The 16089-nt window shown below is 71.5% G+C and carries 21 protein-coding genes and 1 pseudogene; 10 read left to right on the top strand and 12 right to left on the bottom strand.

What is annotated here, in order from left to right:
* Positions 1-94 precede the first annotated feature (94 nt).
* From E6U81_RS29880 to E6U81_RS29865, 4 genes are all read right to left on the bottom strand, one after another.
* Positions 95-580: a MarR family winged helix-turn-helix transcriptional regulator gene (locus tag E6U81_RS29880; RefSeq protein ID WP_136233144.1), complete on the bottom strand. Its 486-nt coding sequence runs from the start codon at positions 578-580 to the stop codon at positions 95-97.
* Between the two features lie 80 nt (positions 581-660).
* Positions 661-2526 carry a long-chain fatty acid--CoA ligase gene (locus E6U81_RS29875; protein ID WP_240804092.1) on the bottom strand — a complete coding sequence of 622 codons (1866 nt, stop codon included), beginning with the start codon at positions 2524-2526 and terminating at the stop codon, positions 661-663.
* 86 nt (positions 2527-2612) lie between these two features.
* Positions 2613-3557 carry a DUF1648 domain-containing protein gene (locus E6U81_RS29870; protein ID WP_240804091.1) on the bottom strand — a complete coding sequence of 315 codons (945 nt, stop codon included), beginning with the start codon at positions 3555-3557 and terminating at the stop codon, positions 2613-2615.
* Between the two features lie 26 nt (positions 3558-3583).
* On the bottom strand, positions 3584-3931 hold the full coding sequence (locus E6U81_RS29865) for a GntR family transcriptional regulator (protein WP_136233142.1): 348 nt from the start codon (positions 3929-3931) through the stop codon (positions 3584-3586).
* 145 nt (positions 3932-4076) lie between these two features.
* Here E6U81_RS29865 and E6U81_RS29860 point away from each other — a divergent pair, with 145 nt between their 5' ends.
* Positions 4077-4703 carry a hypothetical protein gene (locus E6U81_RS29860; protein WP_136233141.1) on the top strand — a complete coding sequence of 209 codons (627 nt, stop codon included), beginning with the start codon at positions 4077-4079 and terminating at the stop codon, positions 4701-4703.
* A gap of 51 nt (positions 4704-4754) precedes the next feature.
* Entirely contained in the window at positions 4755-5138 is a 384-nt protein-coding gene (locus tag E6U81_RS29855) for a DUF6193 family natural product biosynthesis protein (RefSeq protein WP_136233140.1), read from the top strand.
* Here the strand turns inward: E6U81_RS29855 and E6U81_RS29850 are convergent.
* Positions 5135-5884, bottom strand: a complete 750-nt coding sequence (locus E6U81_RS29850) for a class I SAM-dependent methyltransferase (protein ID WP_136233139.1) — start codon at positions 5882-5884, stop codon at positions 5135-5137. The genes E6U81_RS29855 and E6U81_RS29850 overlap by 4 nt on opposite strands.
* A 46-nt stretch (positions 5885-5930) precedes the next feature.
* On the opposite strand from E6U81_RS29850, the gene E6U81_RS29845 reads away from it, so the two are divergent.
* On the top strand, positions 5931-6203 hold the full coding sequence (locus tag E6U81_RS29845) for a CPCC family cysteine-rich protein (protein WP_240804090.1): 273 nt from the start codon (positions 5931-5933) through the stop codon (positions 6201-6203).
* Between the two features lie 24 nt (positions 6204-6227).
* Here the strand turns inward: E6U81_RS29845 and E6U81_RS29840 are convergent, their stop codons facing one another.
* Positions 6228-6968, bottom strand: a complete 741-nt coding sequence (locus tag E6U81_RS29840) for a helix-turn-helix domain-containing protein (RefSeq protein WP_346766184.1) — start codon at positions 6966-6968, stop codon at positions 6228-6230.
* Positions 6969-7292: 324 nt separating this feature from the next.
* Positions 7293-7709, bottom strand: a complete 417-nt coding sequence (locus E6U81_RS29835) for an ATP-binding protein (RefSeq protein WP_240804089.1) — start codon at positions 7707-7709, stop codon at positions 7293-7295.
* Positions 7710-7865: 156 nt separating this feature from the next.
* Here E6U81_RS29835 and E6U81_RS29830 point away from each other — a divergent pair.
* The 7 genes and pseudogenes from E6U81_RS29830 (at position 7866) to E6U81_RS29800 (ending at position 11507) form a co-directional block, all read left to right on the top strand.
* Positions 7866-8602 (top strand): annotated as a pseudogene (locus E6U81_RS29830) (helix-turn-helix transcriptional regulator).
* Between the two features lie 5 nt (positions 8603-8607).
* Positions 8608-8790, top strand: a complete 183-nt coding sequence (locus E6U81_RS29825) for a DUF397 domain-containing protein (RefSeq protein ID WP_136233136.1) — start codon at positions 8608-8610, stop codon at positions 8788-8790.
* 21 nt (positions 8791-8811) lie between these two features.
* On the top strand, positions 8812-9003 hold the full coding sequence (locus E6U81_RS29820; RefSeq protein WP_136233135.1) for a DUF397 domain-containing protein: 192 nt from the start codon (positions 8812-8814) through the stop codon (positions 9001-9003).
* A 62-nt stretch (positions 9004-9065) separates the two neighbouring features.
* Positions 9066-9488, top strand: a complete 423-nt coding sequence (locus E6U81_RS29815; RefSeq protein WP_240804088.1) for a hypothetical protein — start codon at positions 9066-9068, stop codon at positions 9486-9488.
* Positions 9485-10879, top strand: coding sequence for a hypothetical protein (locus tag E6U81_RS29810; RefSeq protein ID WP_136233134.1), 1395 nt, complete (start codon positions 9485-9487; stop codon positions 10877-10879). The genes E6U81_RS29815 and E6U81_RS29810 overlap by 4 nt, the downstream gene beginning before the upstream one ends.
* Positions 10876-11196 carry a hypothetical protein gene (locus tag E6U81_RS29805; protein ID WP_136233133.1) on the top strand — a complete coding sequence of 107 codons (321 nt, stop codon included), beginning with the start codon at positions 10876-10878 and terminating at the stop codon, positions 11194-11196. Before E6U81_RS29810 ends, E6U81_RS29805 begins: the two co-directional genes overlap by 4 nt.
* Positions 11169-11507, top strand: a complete 339-nt coding sequence (locus tag E6U81_RS29800) for a hypothetical protein (protein ID WP_136233132.1) — start codon at positions 11169-11171, stop codon at positions 11505-11507. The genes E6U81_RS29805 and E6U81_RS29800 overlap by 28 nt, the downstream gene beginning before the upstream one ends.
* A gap of 75 nt (positions 11508-11582) precedes the next feature.
* Here E6U81_RS29800 and E6U81_RS29795 read toward each other — a convergent pair whose 3' ends face one another.
* From E6U81_RS29795 to E6U81_RS29775, 5 genes are all read right to left on the bottom strand, one after another.
* Positions 11583-12920 (bottom strand): dicarboxylate/amino acid:cation symporter, encoded by a 1338-nt coding sequence (locus E6U81_RS29795; protein WP_136233131.1) that lies wholly within the window; start codon positions 12918-12920, stop codon positions 11583-11585.
* A 370-nt stretch (positions 12921-13290) separates the two neighbouring features.
* Positions 13291-13563, bottom strand: a complete 273-nt coding sequence (locus E6U81_RS29790; protein ID WP_136233178.1) for a DUF4229 domain-containing protein — start codon at positions 13561-13563, stop codon at positions 13291-13293.
* Positions 13564-13727: 164 nt separating this feature from the next.
* Positions 13728-14252 carry a GNAT family N-acetyltransferase gene (locus E6U81_RS29785; RefSeq protein WP_136233130.1) on the bottom strand — a complete coding sequence of 175 codons (525 nt, stop codon included), beginning with the start codon at positions 14250-14252 and terminating at the stop codon, positions 13728-13730.
* 108 nt (positions 14253-14360) lie between these two features.
* On the bottom strand, positions 14361-15524 hold the full coding sequence (mqnE, locus tag E6U81_RS29780; protein ID WP_136233129.1) for an aminofutalosine synthase MqnE: 1164 nt from the start codon (positions 15522-15524) through the stop codon (positions 14361-14363).
* Between the two features lie 61 nt (positions 15525-15585).
* Positions 15586-16041: an Lrp/AsnC family transcriptional regulator gene (locus E6U81_RS29775; protein ID WP_030026281.1), complete on the bottom strand. Its 456-nt coding sequence runs from the start codon at positions 16039-16041 to the stop codon at positions 15586-15588.
* Positions 16042-16089 lie beyond the last annotated feature (48 nt).

Genomic DNA, 16089 nt, shown 5'->3' with positions numbered 1-16089 from the left:
TCTCCTGTCTTCGGGAACCAACAGGAGAGACCGTAGCAGATAGTTTTGTTGCAGACTATCTTCTACGGACCTAGATGTTCGACCCCTCCCGGCCTCACCCCTTCTGGCGCGCCCTCCGAGCCGGCCGAGGCCCTTCGACCGGGGCCTCCAGATGCCCCGTGACCAGCCGGTTCAGCGCACGGAGCAGCAGCTCGCGCTCATCGGCGGGCAGGGAGTCCAGGGCGCCCGCGTGGACGCCGTCGACGATCTTCTGACTCTCCTTCGCGACCTTCGCCCCCGCCTCGGTCACCGCGATGATCCGCGCCCGCCGGTCGGTGCTGGACGGCCGGCGCTCGGCCAGGCCGGCCTTCTCCAGCGCATCGACCGTCACCACCATCGTGGTCTTGTCCATGTCCCCGATCTCGGCGAGCTGCGCCTGGGTGCGCTCCTCCTCCAGGGCATGCACGAGCACGCAGTGCATCCGCGGGGTGAGCCCGATCTCGGCGAGCTGCGCGCTCATCCGCGTGCGCAGCACGTGACTGGTGTGGTCCAGGAGGAAGGACAGGTCCGGTTCGGTGCGGGTGGGTGCCATGGCTGTCATGCCGACCAGCGTAACGAAAGTCGATCCGTCGCGGATTATCGGCAGACGGACGACCTGCGGCGCGACCGGTCCACGGCGGCTCACGCCTCCCGCGGCCCCCGGTACAGCTCGTCGATGCGGTCGGCGTAGTCGCGCGCGATCGCGCCCCGCTTGAGCTTCAGCGACGGGGTCAGGTGCCCGCGCGCCTCGGTGAAGTCGCCCGGCAGGACGGCGAACCGCCGGATCGACTCGGCCCGCGACACCAGCTGGTTCGCGTCGTCGACGGCCCGCTGAAGGTCGGCGAGCAGCTCCTCGTCCCGCACCAGCTCGCGCATCGGTACGTTCTGCTTCTTCCGCATCTGGCGCCAGTGCCAGAGCCCGTCCGGCTCCAGGGTGATCAGCGCGGCGATGTACGGCCGGTTGTCGCCGACCACCATGCACTGCCCGACCAGCGGGTGGGCCCGCAGCCAGTCCTCCAGCGGAGCCGGGGCCACGTTCTTGCCGCCGGAGGTGATGATCAGGTCCTTCTTGCGGCCGGTGATGGTGAGGTACCCGTCCGCGTCGAGCTCTCCGATGTCCCCGGTGGCCAGCCAGCTGCCGTACGGGAGCGCCTGCCCGCTGTTCCAGTAGCCCGCGAAGACGTGCCGGCCGCCCAGCAGCACTTCCCCGTCGGGCGCGATCCGCACGGCCGTCCCGGGCAGCGGCCAGCCCACCGTGCCGAGCCGGGGCCGCTGCGGTGGGGTGACGGTGCTGGCGCCGGTCGTCTCCGTGAGCCCGTAGCCCTCGAAGACCTCGATGCCCGCGCCGGTGTAGAAGGCGGCGAGCCTGCGCCCCAGCGGTGATCCGCCGCTCAGGATGTAGCGGACGCGGCCGCCGAGCGCGGTGCGGATGCGCCGGTAGACGAGCGGGTCGTACAGCGCCCGTGCGGCGCGCAGCACCGGCCCGGGCGCCTTGCCCTCGATGCTCTCGCCGAAGCGGCGGGCGATGCGGGCGGCCCGGTCGAAGGAGGATGCGCGGCCCATCTTCTCGGCGGTGGCGCGGGCGGTGTTGTAGACCTTCTCCAGGACGTAGGGGATGGCGAGGAGGAAGGTCGGGCGGAAGCCGGCGAGGTCGGCGAGGAGGTCCTCGGTACGGATGCTGGGCGCGTGGCCGAGCTTCACGCGGGCCCGCAGGCAGCCGACCGCGACCATGCGGCCGAAGACGTGGCTGAGCGGCAGGAACAGCAGGGTCGAGGCGGGGTCCTTGCTGGCCGACTTGAAGACGGGGTGGAGCAGCTCGATGGAGTTGTCCACCTCGGCGAAGAAGTTGGCGTGGGTGATGACGCAGCCCTTGGGCTGGCCGGTGGTGCCGGAGGTGTAGATGAGGGTGGCGACGGAGTCCGGGGTGCGGTTGCCCCGCCGGGCGTGCACGAGGGCGTCGGGGATGCGCTCCCCCGCCTTCACCAGCCGGCCGATCGCGCCCGTGTCGAACTCCCAGAGGTGGGCCAGCCAGGGCAGGTTGATCCGCTCGGCGCTGAGGATGCGGGCCTGCGCGGTGTCTTCGACGGCGCAGGCCACGGCGCCGGAGTCCTGGATGATCCAGCGGGCCTGGAGGGCGGAGGAGGTGGGGTAGATGGGTACGGTGACCAGCCCCGCGGCCCATCCGGCGAAGTCGAGCAGGGTCCACTCGTAGGTCGTGCGCGCCATGATGGCGAGCCGGTCGCCCTCGCGCAGCCCCTCGGCGATCAGGCCCTTGGCGACGGCGAGCACCTCGGCCGCGAACTCGGCGGCCGTGACGTCGCGCCAGGACCCGTCGGCCTCCTTGCGGGCGAGTACGGCCTCGTTCGGGGCCTGCGCGGCGTTGTCGAAGGGGATGTCCCCGAGGGATCCGTGCGCGGGGGCCGCGGCGAGCGCGGGTACCCGCACCTCGCGCACCACTCCGTCGACGACCGTCCGGACGGGCTCCACCAGCTTCGGCTCCGCTTCCACGGCACGCCCTCCTCGGCTCACACGAGTGTTACCGCCGGTAATTTACGGAGGGGAAACCCCGTCCGACCAGCCCTCGGAGCCCTTCTTCACCGACGCTCCACTCCGCCACCGCCGCCACCGCACCGCGCGAGGGAATTGAGGAGGGCCGCGCCGCGTGCCGCGTCGTCGACGCTCACCGCGAAGTCCTTGCCGCCCGCGCGGACGACCAGGCACTCGCCGGCGCGCAGCATCACCGTCGTACCGAGTCCGCTGAGCCGGTAGCCCCAGCCGCCGACCTGCGCCGGCCGGCGCTCCTCGACCCGGGCCGACTCCACCACGGCCGCCGGCCAGCGCCGTACGGGCCATCCGAGCGGGCCGAACGCGACCTCCAGGCCCTCCCCCGTGACGCGCGCCCGTACGGAGGAGCACGCGAGGACGGCAAGGGCGGCGAAGGCGAGCGGCACCACGAACCACACCGGCCCGTCCACCAGGCCGCCCGCCCCGGCGACCGCGCCGACGGCAGCGGCGGCGCCCAGCACGGCTGCGGTCAGGTGGAGCCACGGGTTCGACGTCCGCGCGAGCCACACGAGCCGCTCACCGGCGGGAACGTCCATGACGGGGCCGCGTGCCGGCGGGCGGCCGCCACCCGGCACCCCCGCCCGCCGGTCGGTGAACCACCCGGCCGCGGCGGCCGCCACGACCGCGGCGCACACCGCCACCGCCACCCACAGGTCCGGCAGGTCGGCCCGGCGCCAGTCCCCCTGGTCCAGATTGGCCCGTACGACCACCGTCTGCGCACCCACCAGGGCCACACCGCCGGGCAACAGCGCGGTCGCGGCCCAGGTCCGGGCGGCGGCGAACGCCGCGACCCCCAGGACCAGTACGGCCCACACCGCCACCGGGAAGGCCACCGCACCCCCGAACGACGAGGCTCCGTCGGGCGCTCCGGACGGGCCGCCCCAGTGCGTGGCCATCCGGTCGGGCAGCCGCCCGCGCGCCGCCAGCGGCAGCGCGACCAGCACCACCGGTATCCCGGCCGCCCAGCCGGCCAATCCCCAACCCCTGCCCCTGCCGGCGTTCACGGCACCCCCCTGATCATCTCGATGAGATCGGCCTTCCCGTAGCCCAGGCGCGCCCCGTCCGCCACCAGTTCGCGTACGCGCTCCAGCAGTTCGGAGCGGCGGTCCGCGCCACTGGCCACGGTCACCCCGCGCCCGCGCCGGAACTCCAGCAACCCCTCGTCGCGCAGGGCCCGCAGGCCGCGCAGGACGGTGTTGGTGTTGACGCCCAGCGCCTGCGAGAGGTCCCGCGCGGGCGGCAGCCGGTCCCCGGGCGCGCACTCGCCCTCGGCGATGGCCCGCCGCACGGCTCCGGCGACCTGCTCGTGCAGGGGGCGGTGGTCCGCGATGTTCAGCCTCAGCAACATGGTGCTATTGAAGCTAGCACCATCACCCTCACTCACCCAACGGTCCGCACCGCGGCCCCAGTTGGGCGGCGCGCGATATTGCCCCGCGACCTGCGGCGATCCCGTGCGAGACTCCTGCGACCGACGACGGAGGAACAGACACCACATGCGCACCACCATGACCGCAACCAGCTGGGCCGCGGCGGCCGTCGTCGGCGCGATACTCGTCGCCGGATGCGGGGGCGGCGGGGCCGTGCAGCCGGGCGCGGCGGCACCCGCCGTACCCTCCGCCCCCACCCCCGCGCCGACGGCCTTCGGCAAGGAGGGGGTACGGGCCGACATTGCTGCGGCCACCGAGGCCGCCGGCCTTCCCGGGGAGACGACCCCCCTGTCCCCGACACCCACGGCCCCGCCCACGCCCGACCCTGCCGACCCGCCGGCCACCGACAAGGAGCGGGCCAGGGAAGAGGTGGTGGCACGGATCGCGGTCTGCAGCGTCGGCTGGTCGGCCGCCGACGGCCCGGGCTCCGCGCAGGACGGCGCCGAGGCGCGCAAGCGGTTCCGCGACGCCCTCGCCGGCCTCGTGGAGCGCGGCTGGAAGGAGTCCCGCCCGGTCGAAGAGGTCCCGGTCGGGAAGGGCACGATGCTCATGGCCCAGTACAAGAAGCAGGAATGGACCCTCCACGCCCGCCACGTCGAATCGGGATTGCTGGACATGACCACGATGACGGCCACCGAGGACGCGTGCGCGAACCGCTTCACCGACGCCGAGCTGGACCTCCTGGAGGACTAGGACGTCGCTGTCGGATCTCGTCGACCGGCCTCGTCCGGCAGACTCGAACGCGTGCATGAGCAGAGCCTGCCCACCCCAGATCCCAGTACGTGGTACCCGGTCGACGGTCTCGGCGACACCGTCGAGGAACGGTGGTTGAGGCTGCAGGAGCGACTCGGCGTCTGGGACCGGTCCAGCCTCCGGGAACTGGTCGAAGCCGCCTTCGTCGAGCCGAGGCTGCGCGCGCTGTCGCCGGGGACCAGCGTCTACTGGCTCCGCTTCAGCCATAGGGCCGCCCCTCCGGTCTTCGGCGGCCTGCCACTGGCGCGAACGCTGCGAGACGGTCGCTACGAGGTGCGAACGGCAGACGGCCGACTGCAGGAAGCAGCGAACGCGGCCGAGGCCGTCTCCCTGCTCGTCTCCGCGCTGCCGGCCGACCTCCCCGCGCCTCCCTAGGCCGTCACCCCGCGCTCGACGACGAAGAAGAGGAACGTGGGGCTGCGGGAGAGGTTCCGGAAGGCTTCGGGGAACAGGGCGCGGGCGGCAGGGTCCGGCTGGGGCTCGGCGATGACGGAGAGGCGGAAGCCGGCGGCGGTGAAGGCGTCGGTCATCGCGTGCAGCGGCTTGCGCCAGAACCGCATCGGGGCGGACTGCCCGCCGATCACCCACTCGAAGGCGTAGTCGGTGGTCGCGAAGTAGTCGGGCCGGGACTCCTGGAAGGTGTAGGCGACGAACGGGTGGTCCACCGAGACGAGCAGCCGCCCGCCGGGCCGCAGCACGCGCCGCAGTTCGGCCAGCGTCGGCCCCCAGTCCTCCAGGTAGTGCAGGACGAGCGACGCGATCACGTCGTCGAACGCACCGTCCGCGAAGGGCAGTCGGTCCCGCAGGTCGACGCGGTGCAGCGCCACGCCCTCGCCGAGCCGCCGACCGGCCAAAGCCAGCATCGCCGCGCTGACGTCCACGCCGGTGACGACGGCACCGCGGTCGCGCAGTGCCGCGGCCAGCGGGCCCGCGCCGCAGCCGGCGTCCAGGATCCGGCGGCCGCTCACGTCCCCGGCGAGCGCCAGCATCGCGGGCCGCTCGTAGTGGGCGTTGACGAGGCTGGTCTCGTTCTCCGCCGCGTACGCCTCGGCGAACCCGTCGTAGTCGTTGGCGGTGTTCGCGGCGTTCGCGGGCTCGGGCGGATCCGATAAGCGTTCCATCGTCGCAGACTAGGTCGTTGTGTGCGGGTCACCGAGGATGTCGGCCATGGCCTTCCTCCCATGCCCCTGCTGCTTCCGGCGGACGCTGGCGAAGCGCGCCGACTTCGAGATCTGCCCGGAGTGCGGCTGGGAGGACGACGGGCAGGACGACGCGGACGCGCACCTCGTACGGGGCGGACCCAACGGGGGCCTGAGCCTGACGCAGGCCCGGCTGAACTACCTGGAGGAAGTGGCCGAGGAATCCGAGGAGTCCATGGCGCTCGGCGGCGACAGGCTGTGGATTTCGGAAGCCCGACGTCGGCTGTCCGATGTCGAATAGCGCGACGACCAGTCCTGCCGGCCCTTACGCGGCGACCGGTGGGCAGGTTCTGCAGCGGCCCGGGGTCGGGGCGCGGAAGGCGCGGTCGCAGCCGTCGCAGTTCTGGAGAGGGTCCGGCCGTGCGGGCAGCCGGGCCTCCGGGGCGGCCGGAGCGGGCGGCAGGTGCGGCGGGAGCAGGGCGGTGAGCCGGTACGCGAGGACGGACGCGGGGCGCCGCATGTCCTCGGGCAGGCCCGACGACAGGACCCGCGCGACGGCCTCGGGGTCCACGCCGCGCTCCAGCCAGGCCGACACGGAGGGCACGAGGCGCCGTACGTCGCGTTCGGCCAGCAGCAGCCGCGGGTCGCGCCGCCGCAGCCCTGCGAGCAGGTCGGCCGCCCCGGGGTGCGGCGGCGGCTGCGTTTCGGGAGCCGCCGCCACCTCCGGTTCCGGTGTCGGCTCCGGCTCCGGGTCCGGGTCTGTTACGGGTTCCCGATCCGGCGGCTGAGGCGGGGGCGGGCCGCCCGAGGCGGACCCGGGCTTGTTGTACGAGTACGTACGGGTCACCACCCGCCCGCCCTCCAGCCGCTCGCGCCGCCGCTCCAGGTAGCCGTGCCTCTCCAGCTCCCGCAGGGCGGAGGCGATCCGCACCTCCCCCTCCGGGAAGCGGCCGGCGAGGGCCTTGATGCCGACGGGGGCGCCGTCCGGCAGCGACTGGATGTAGGCCGCGACGCCGATCGCCGTCGCGGACAGCTCGCGGTGCTGGAGGAGGTGGTTGCCGACCACGGTGTAGTGACTCGCGTGCCACGTGTTGACGTGGATGACACCGGATCGGGCGGCGCCGGAGGGAACTCGGGGCGTGGCGCGCGAGGGCGCGCTAGGGTACTGGGGAGCCATTGGGAAGGTAGTGCTTCCTTGTTGGTCAGGCCCTCGGCCGGGATGCCAGTCCCACCGGGGGCCGTCTCATGTCTGGGGTTGTCGCGGCGAGCATATGCCCGCCAACCCACCTGAAATCCAGCCGAGTTGACACTTTTCACCCGACCGAGCGATGCGGGCCGGGTTTGGTTGGTGGGTTGGTTCTTTCCCCCGGTTCTTTGGGTCTTTATGCGTCTAAGCACGCCGGGTCGCGGACCCCCGTGACCCGGCGCCCGTGCAGGTCAGGGGCACCTCCGCCCACACCACCTTGCCGGGGGCCGGCCCTTCCCTGACGCCCCAACGGTGGGCCAGCGCTTCGACGATGACCAGTCCGAGCCCCGCGTCGCGGATGCGCGGGATCCGGTCGCCGCGCGCGTCCGTCACCTCGATCAGCAGTGTCTCGGGTGTCGCGGTGAGGGCCAGCCGGAAGTCCCGTCCGGGCATGCGTCCGTGGGTCACGGCGTTGGCGGCGAGCTCGGCCACGACCTGCGCGAGCTCGACCAGGGGTAGGCCCCAGCCCCGCAGTTGCTCGACCGTCAGGAGACGGGCGAGACGCGCGGCGCGCGGGGTCGCGGACAGCTGGACCTGGAAGTCGACGAGTTGAGGAATCACGTCACTCAGCGTGTCCGTGCGTGCGTACCGTGAGAAGCGGCACCGCCCGTGCGTCCCGCCTTTGTCCGGGGCTTGTCCGGCCCCGTCCCGACTGTCCGGACCGACCCTGCGGGTACGGGGCGCTGAGGACATCGGTTCGTCGGAGGTGGGCGCGCAGTGAGCGTGGACAGCAGTGACGGTACGGAAGAGCCCGGCTGGGACGTCGATCCGGAGGACGAACAGGGCGCCGGCGGTGGTGGCCGCGCTGGGCCGCGAGCTCAGGGCATGGCGCGAGGCGGCCGGCCTGCGACCCGCGGACTTCGGGGCGGCCATCCAGTACGGAGAGGACCAGGTCCGCAAGGTCGAGTCGGGCAAGCGGATCCCCCGCCCCGAGTACCTGGACAGGGCGGACGAAGTCCTGAACGCAGCGGGCCGGATCTCCGCGATGAAGGCCGACCTGGAGCAGGTCCGCTACCCGAAGAAGGTGCGGGACCTTGCGAAGCTGGAGGCGAGGGCCGTCGAGATCGGCTCGTACGGTAACCACAACATCCATGGCCTGTTGCAGACCGAGGACTACGCCCGCGCGCTGTTCGAGATGGCGCAGCCCCCGCAGTCATCGGAACAGGTGGAACGAGGGGTGGCGGCACGTCTGGCTCGACAGTCGATCTTCGAACGGGCACCGGGACCGGCCCTCAGTTTCGTCCAGGAAGGCTGGAATGGGAGGCCGGATCCAGGTGCTGAAGTTCGGGGACGGAACGGCAGTGGGGCGCTCGGAGGGCATCTTCTACGGGCGGCCGGTCACCGACCCCAAGCATTTGCAGATCCTCGACCTGCGCTATGGCACGATCCGGGCACAGGCTCTCTCGCCCCGGGAGTCGCTGGCCTTCATCGAGACACTGCTGGGAGAAACGTGATCCACATGGCTGAGCTCGATTGGTTCAAGAGCAGCTACAGCGACAGCAGCGACATCAACGACTGCGTCGAAGTGGCCGCCACCCCCGACGGAGTTCTGGTTCGCGACTCCAAGGACATCGAGCGCGCCCAGCTGGCCTTCGGGCGCCCCGCATGGGCCGGGTTCCTCGCCCACACACCCGACGCCTGACGACACCTGGGCAGGAACAGAATGACCGACAACCGCGAGCTCAACTGGTTCAAGAGCAGCTACAGCGACGGCAGCGAAGGCGACTCCTGCGTCGACGTGGCCGCCACCCCCGGCGCGGTCCTGGTCCGCGACTCCAAGGACACCGCGCGCGCCCACCTGGCATTCGGCCGCCACGCCTGGGAAGGGTTCGTCGCACACGCGTCCGGAGGTTGACGGAACCGGGGGTTCCTCTCCCGCGTCTCTCGATGAACGGTCGCCAACTATGCGGGGGATGGATGTCGTTCGATGCGGAATGGGCGGAGCACAAAGCCCTCGCCCGATCGGCACCGACACCTGCGCAGGCACCGGTACCCGCGCCCGACGCGGCCGGGACGCTCGTGGCCACGGCTTCCTCCATCAACGGCAACGCGAACCTCCTGATCGAGATCGCCGCGCTCCTCCACGAGGGCCGTCCCGACGGGGACGCGAGCACCATGGCCCGCGCCCCGCGCGCCCATGCCGACGTGGCCGCGCAGACCCTCCGCTTCGCCGTGTTCGCCGACGACCAGTTCAAGGACACCGTCGCCCTCTTCGCCGGCCTCGCCACCCGCCTGAAGACCGCCGGCACGGGCTTCGCCGGGGTGGACGACGACACCGCCCGGTCCTTCCTCTCCGGCCTCCTCGCCTCGGGGCAGTACGTACCGCCGGAGTGCAAGTGAGCAGCGGGCTCAGCCACCGCGAGGACGTCGCCTTCCTGGAAGAGTGCAATCCGCCGCTCATCGAGCGGAACGCCGCCGAGTTCCGCCGTCTGCGCGACCTCCTCGTGCAGGTCGAGGAGCCGGCCCGGCGTGCGGAGACCCGTACCGAGTGGGAGAGCGAAGGCAGCCACACGTACACCGCGCGCCTCACCGAGGCGCGGCTGCTCGTGGCCCGGATGGCCGAGGGGTACGACCGGGCCGCCAGCGCCCTGAACGCCTATGCCGCCGCCGTCACCACGGCCAAGTCCCACTACCGCAACGCCAGGCACACCGAGCGGGCCCTCGCCGCGCTCATCGCCACCAAGGGCACGGCCGTCACCGAGGCCGCGCGGGCGGCGGAGCCCATGCGCCAGTGGGAGGACATGCGCGCCACGACCGGTTTCCTCGACCTCCTGGCCGAGGCCACCCTGGACGTCGACGACATCCGGGAGGAGGCGGACCTGCTCCACGACGCGGCCGGCGGCAGCTTCCACCTCGCGAGGACGGTCGAGGAGGAGGCCCGCGCCACGTGCGTCCACGCGCTGAAGCAGGCGTACGAGCTGCTGCCCGAGTTCAAGGTGCCGGGCGGCGCCGGTGCACGGCCCGACCTGTACGCGGCGATGGCGGACATCCGCCGGGAGGCGGCGGAGGCCGCCTCCTCCCCGTTGACCCACCTGCCCGGCAGCGGCCCCAAGCGGGAGACGGCGCCGCCGCCCGGCGACGCCGCGATGTCACCCGCGCTGCGTGACATCCGGATGCGGATCTCGTCCCTGCCGCAGGCGGACGACAGCTACTGGGACCCGCCGGGCGACGACGAGGAGCGGGCCCGCTGGATATCCCACAACAAGGAGGTCCTGCGGGCCGCCGCCGGGCACTGCGGACTGCCCGAGGAACTCGTCGCGGGCATCGCCTGGAAGGAGATCGGCGGCCAGTACGGGGTCACCGACGACCTCACCGACACCGTGCGCGGCGCGGCCGCCTCTCCGCTGAGCCCGGTCGCACCGCGGGACCTGCCCTGGCGGCTGGGCGGGGCGCCCGACGAGACCTCCTTCGGGCCGATCGCGATCCAGCTGCGCCGGGGCGCCGAGGTGCTCGGCTACGACCCGGCGCACCTCACGGACGCCCAGCGGGACCTGGTGGAGGAGTCCCTGCAGGACCCCCGGCAGAATGCGTTCATCGCGGCGGGGCACCTCGCCCGGCTCAAGGCCGAGGCGGGGTACGCCGACGTGCCCGCCGAGCAGCTGACGCAGGCCCAGATGCGGGAGATCGCCGCCCGCTACAACGGCGGCCCGTACTGGCAGTCGGGCAAGGCCCAGGACTACGGCGACGATTTCGGCGACTCTCTCGGCAAGGTGAAGGACGCGATGCGATGACAGACGGCAGCGGGACCGCCGTCCCGCCGGGGGACCGTCGATGGGTGCGCTGGGCGTTCGGGCTCCCCCTCGGCCTCGTGCACGCCCTGAACGGCGTGTTCGTCTACGCGGCCGTGTTCCGCGGCCCGCAGGCCGCGTGGGACCACCAGGGGTACGAGGGCACGGCGGCGGCCGTCTTCCTCGCCCTCTGCCTGAGCCTGCTCGGGGTCCTGATCACGCTCGTCCCGCCGGTCCGCAGGGCACTGGGCCCGTGGTGGTTCGCGCCGCCGATCGTCCTGGGGGTGATCGCGTGGGTCCGTATCGAGACGCTCGGCTGAGGCTGCCCCGCGAGGACATCGACCTGCCCGAGGACCGCGGCTGCCTGCGCTGGGTGCTGGGCATACCGCTCGTCGTGCTCTACGTCCCCGCGGTGTACTCCTGCTTCCTCGCCCTGGCCATGCGCCCGGCCTCGCCGTACGACCAGCTGCGCGACGACGCCCGGTTCATGGGCGGCTTCTCGGTCTTCCTGTGCCTGCTGGGCCTGCTGATCACCATCACCCCGCTCTACCGCCGCACGATGGGCCGCTGGTGGTTCGCCGCCCCGGTCCTGATCGCGACGACCGCCTACTTCCGCGCCACCACGGTCTGACGCCCCGGGACGGGAACGCCGCAGCCCCCGCCCGGACGGGGGCGGGGGCTGCGGCGAGCGGGAAGGGCGGGCGGCTCAGGCGGTCGCGGCGGCCGGCTGCGGCGCGGCCGGGGTGACGGCCGGGGCGGCGGGCTCGTCCAGCGGGGAGGCCGAGGCGTTGGCGTAGGCCTCCTTGTCCAGGATCCCCTCGCGGGCCGAGACGATGACCGGGACCAGGGCCTGACCGGCGACGTTCGTGGCCGTGCGGATCATGTCCAGGATCGGGTCGATCGCGAGCAGCAGGCCGACGCCGGCGAGCGGGAGGCCCAGGGTGGAGAGGGTCAGCGTCAGCATGACGGTGGCGCCCGTCAGGCCGGCCGTCGCGGCGGAGCCGATGACCGACACGAAGACGATGAGCAGGTACTCCTTGATGCCCAGCTGCACGTCGAAGATCTGCGCGATGAAGATCGCGGCGAGCGCCGGGTAGATCGCGGCGCAGCCGTCCATCTTGGTGGTGGCGCCGAACGGGACGGCGAAGGAGGCGTACTCCTTCGGGACACCGAGGCGTTCGGTGACCTTCTGGGTGACCGGCATGGTGCCGACGGAGGAGCGGGAGACGAAGGCCAGCTGGATGGCGGGCCAGGCGCCCTTGAAGAACTGGATCGGGCTGACCTTGGCGACCGTCGCGAGCAGCAGCGGGTAGACGCCGAACATCACCAGGGCGCAGCCGATGTAGACGTCGGCGGTGAAGGTGGCGTACTTGCCGATCAGGTCCCAGCCGTACGTGGCGATCGCGGTGCCGATCAGGCCGATGGTGCCGATCGGGGCGAGGCGGATGACCCACCAGAGGGCCTTCTGGAGGAGCTCCAGGGCGGACTCGGCGAGGTCGAGGACCGGCTTGGCCTTGGCGCCGAGCTGGAGCGCGGCGATGCCGGCGACGACGGCCAGGAAGACGATCTGAAGGACCTTCAGCTCGGTGAACGGCGTGACGATGTCCGTCGGGACGATGCCGGTCAGGAAGTCGATCCAGGAGCCCGTCTTCTTCGGCTCCTTGCCGTCGGCGGCGGTGAGGCCGGTGCCCGAGCCGGGGTCGGTCAGCAGGCCGATGCCGATGCCGATGCCGACCGCGATCAGCGAGGTGATCATGAACCAGAGGAGGGTGCGGGACGCGAGGCGCGCCGCGTTGTTGACCTTCCGCAGGTTGGTGATCGACACCAGGATCGCGAAGAAGACGAGCGGGGCGATGGCCAGCTTGAGCAGCTGGACGAAGATGTCGCCGGTCTTCTCCAGCGTGGTGCCGAGCCAGCTGATGTCCTGGCTGCGGGCTATCCAGCCGAAGAGGACACCGAGGGCGAGACCGGCGACGATCTGGGCCCAGAAGGGGAACTTGAACGAGGCCTTGGCAGGGGCCTGTGGGGTCGCGGACACGGACACTCTCCGGAGGTGGCGCACGAAGTGAGGGGGGGGTTCTGCGTGGTGTTGCGGTGCGGCAGCAGCCAGGAAGGGCCGGCCGGGACGGCTGCTGTATCGATTCAGCTCAACAGCAACAGGCCGCGGACGCGCGGCGGCAGAGGTCGACATGCAGGCGCGTCACGAGCGGGACGCTCGTGATCATCGGGTGCGCAGCTGTGGTCAACATGTTCCACACGCTAACACTTCTCCTTTGAGATTCTCAAAGGGGCCCTTTGAGACAGCGGCGCACGGGCCCCTCTTGCACGGGTCCGGAAAACACCACCGCCCCAGCGCTGCGGGCGATGTACCCGGTGCTGGGGCGGTTCGGTGTGTGATGAAGCCAACTGGAGCGTTACGACCCCACGCGCGCCGCGTCGTCCGCCTGGTCCTCCTGGCTGCGGTTGTCGGCGAGCTTCTGCTTGGCACCCGCGACGCGCCCGGAGATCTGCGTGGACATCTCGTCGCGCTGCTTGCGCAGGAGGACGAAGGAGAGCGGGGCGGAGAGCACCAGGGCGAGCAGCACGACCCAGGCGCCGTTGGCGTCGCCGAGTCCGGCGGGGACCAGGCCGAAGCGGACGAGGAGCGCGACGACGGCGAGGCAGCCGACGAAGATGCCCAGGCGCATCGCGGTGTAGCGGATCGTTGCGCTCGGCTTGAGGGACACGGTGACCCCTTCTCTCTCGTCGTGGTCGTCAGTCGTGCGTCGCACGGTGCCCGTCCAGTGAAGCACGCCGGGGCCCGGCCGCGGCCCGCCGGGGTGCGTACGCCCGTACGGCCGCCGCCGGCGGATCAGTGGAGCGGGAGCAGCATCACGATGTCGTCGCGGTCGTCACCCGGGGCCACGCGGATGGCGCCGGGGACGCGGCCGACCTCCTTGTAGCCGCAGGAGGAGTAGAAGTGCTCCAGGCCGGTGCCACCGCGGCAGGTGAGGCGGATGGCGTCGATGCCCTCGATCGAGCGCGCCGCGGCTTCGGTCGCGGCCATGAGGAAGCGCCCGAGGCCCTTGCCCTGGTGGCGCGGATGGACCATCACCGTGTAGGCCCACAGCCAGTGCCGCTGGAGCCGGTGCGTGTTGTGGGTGAGGAAGGCGGTCGCGGCGACCGCGCCGCCCCCGTCGTACCCGACGAGCAGTCGGCAGCGCCCGTCGGCGACGCCGGCGAGGTGCTCGTCGAGCGGGGGGCGGACGTCGTCACGGGTGACCGGCGGTACGAAGCCCACGGCGCCTCCCGCGTTGGAGACGTCCGTCCAGAGCTCGACGATTCCCTCACGCAGGGAGGGTCCGACGACCGGATCCAGGGTGAAAGTAAGAGTCACTTAACAAGCCTAACTATTACCTCTGCGGCCCGTCCGGGCAAAGCCGAACCCCGGCCCGTGGGCCGGGGTCAACTCGCCCGAAGCGGCTGCGGTGCGGGCCGACGCGGGTCAGACGCGCATCGCCTGCGGGGTCTCGCGCAGGTCCGCGTCCGGGCCGGGGTACTCGCGGATGATCTCGTAGCGCGTGTTGCGCTCGACCGGGCGGAAGCCGGCCTCCCGGATCAGCTCCAGCAGGTCCTCACGACCCAGCTTGTTCGGGGTGCCGTAGTTGTCCGCGTCGTGAGTGATCTTGTACTCGACGACCGAGCCGTCCATGTCGTCCGCACCGTGCTGAAGGGCGAGCTGGGCGGTCTGCACGCCGTGCATCACCCAGAAGACCTTGACGTGCGGCACGTTGTCGAAGAGCAGTCGCGAGACGGCAAAGGTCTTCAGCGCCTCGGCGCCGGTGGCCATGGTGGTGCGCGCCTGGAGCTTGTTGCGCACCTTGCCGTCCTGCATGTCCACGAAGTCGTGCTGGTAGCGCAGCGGGATGAAGACCTGGAAGCCGCCGGTCTCGTCCTGGAGCTCGCGCAGCCGCAGCACGTGGTCCACGCGGTGGCGCGGCTCCTCGATGTGCCCGTACAGCATCGTCGAGGGGGTCTTGAGGCCCTTCGAGTGCGCGAGACGGTGGATGCGCGACCAGTCCTCCCAGTGGGTGCGGTGGTCGACGATGTGCTGGCGGACCTCCCAGTCGAAGATCTCCGCGCCGCCGCCCGTGAGCGACTCCAGGCCGGCCTCGATCAGCTCGTCGAGGATGTCGGAGGCCGACATGCCCGAGATCGTCTCGAAGTGGTGGATCTCGGTGGCGGTGAACGCCTTCAGCGAGACGTTCGGCAGGGCCTTCTTCAGCTCCGACAGCGAGCGCGGGTAGTAGCGCCACGGCAGGTTCGGGTGCAGGCCGTTGACGATGTGCAGCTCGGTGAGGTTGTCGTTCTCCATGGCCTTGGCCAGGCGCACGGCCTCCTCGATGCGCATCGTGTACGCGTCCTTCTCGCCCGGCTTGCGCTGGAACGAGCAGTACGCGCACGACGCGGTGCACACGTTCGTCATGTTGAGGTGGCGGTTGACGTTGAAGTGAACGACGTCACCGTTCTTGCGCGTGCGCACCTCGTGGGCGAGGCCACCGAGCCAGGCCAGGTCGTCCGACTCGTAGAGGGCGATGCCGTCCTCACGGGTCAGCCGCTCGCCGGAGCGGACCTTCTCCTCCAGCTCACGCTTGAGCCCAGCGTCCATGTACCGGTCGCCTCCTCTAGATCCCTCTTGCCTGTCCTGCGAACCCTGACCAACCGTACTCTCAGGCTTCCTCGGGCAGCTCGCCGACCCGGTTCTCCCACTTCGTGGAGAGCACGATGGTGGTACGGGTGCGCGAGACGCCCTTGGTTCCGGAGAGCTTGCGGATGATCTTCTCCAGCCCGTCCACGTCGCTGGCGCGCACCTTCAGCATGTAGGAGTCGTCGCCGGCGATGAACCAGCAGTCCTCGATCTCCGCGAGGTCGCGCAGCCGCCGGGCCACGTCCTCGTGGTCGGCGGCGTCGGAGAGGGAGATGCCGATCAGCGCGGTGACCCCGAGGCCGAGCGAGGCGGAGTCGACCGTCGCGCGGTAGCCGGTGATGACGCCGGCCGTCTCCAGGCGGTTGATGCGGTCGGTGACGCTGGGGCCGGAGAGGCCCACGAGACGGCCCAGCTCGGCGTATGAGGCGCGACCGTTCTCCCGGAGTGCCTGGATGAGCTGCCTGTCCACCGTGTCCATTACGTGGAGCCTTCCATTATTCGGCGATACTGCAAGTCTAGGTATAGA

The sequence above is a fragment of the Streptomyces sp. A0592 genome (assembly GCF_004795115.1).
Taxonomy (GTDB): domain Bacteria; phylum Actinomycetota; class Actinomycetes; order Streptomycetales; family Streptomycetaceae; genus Streptomyces; species Streptomyces erythrochromogenes.
Note: the sequence above shows the minus strand (reverse complement) of the source record. Positions and strands in the feature narration are given on the sequence as shown.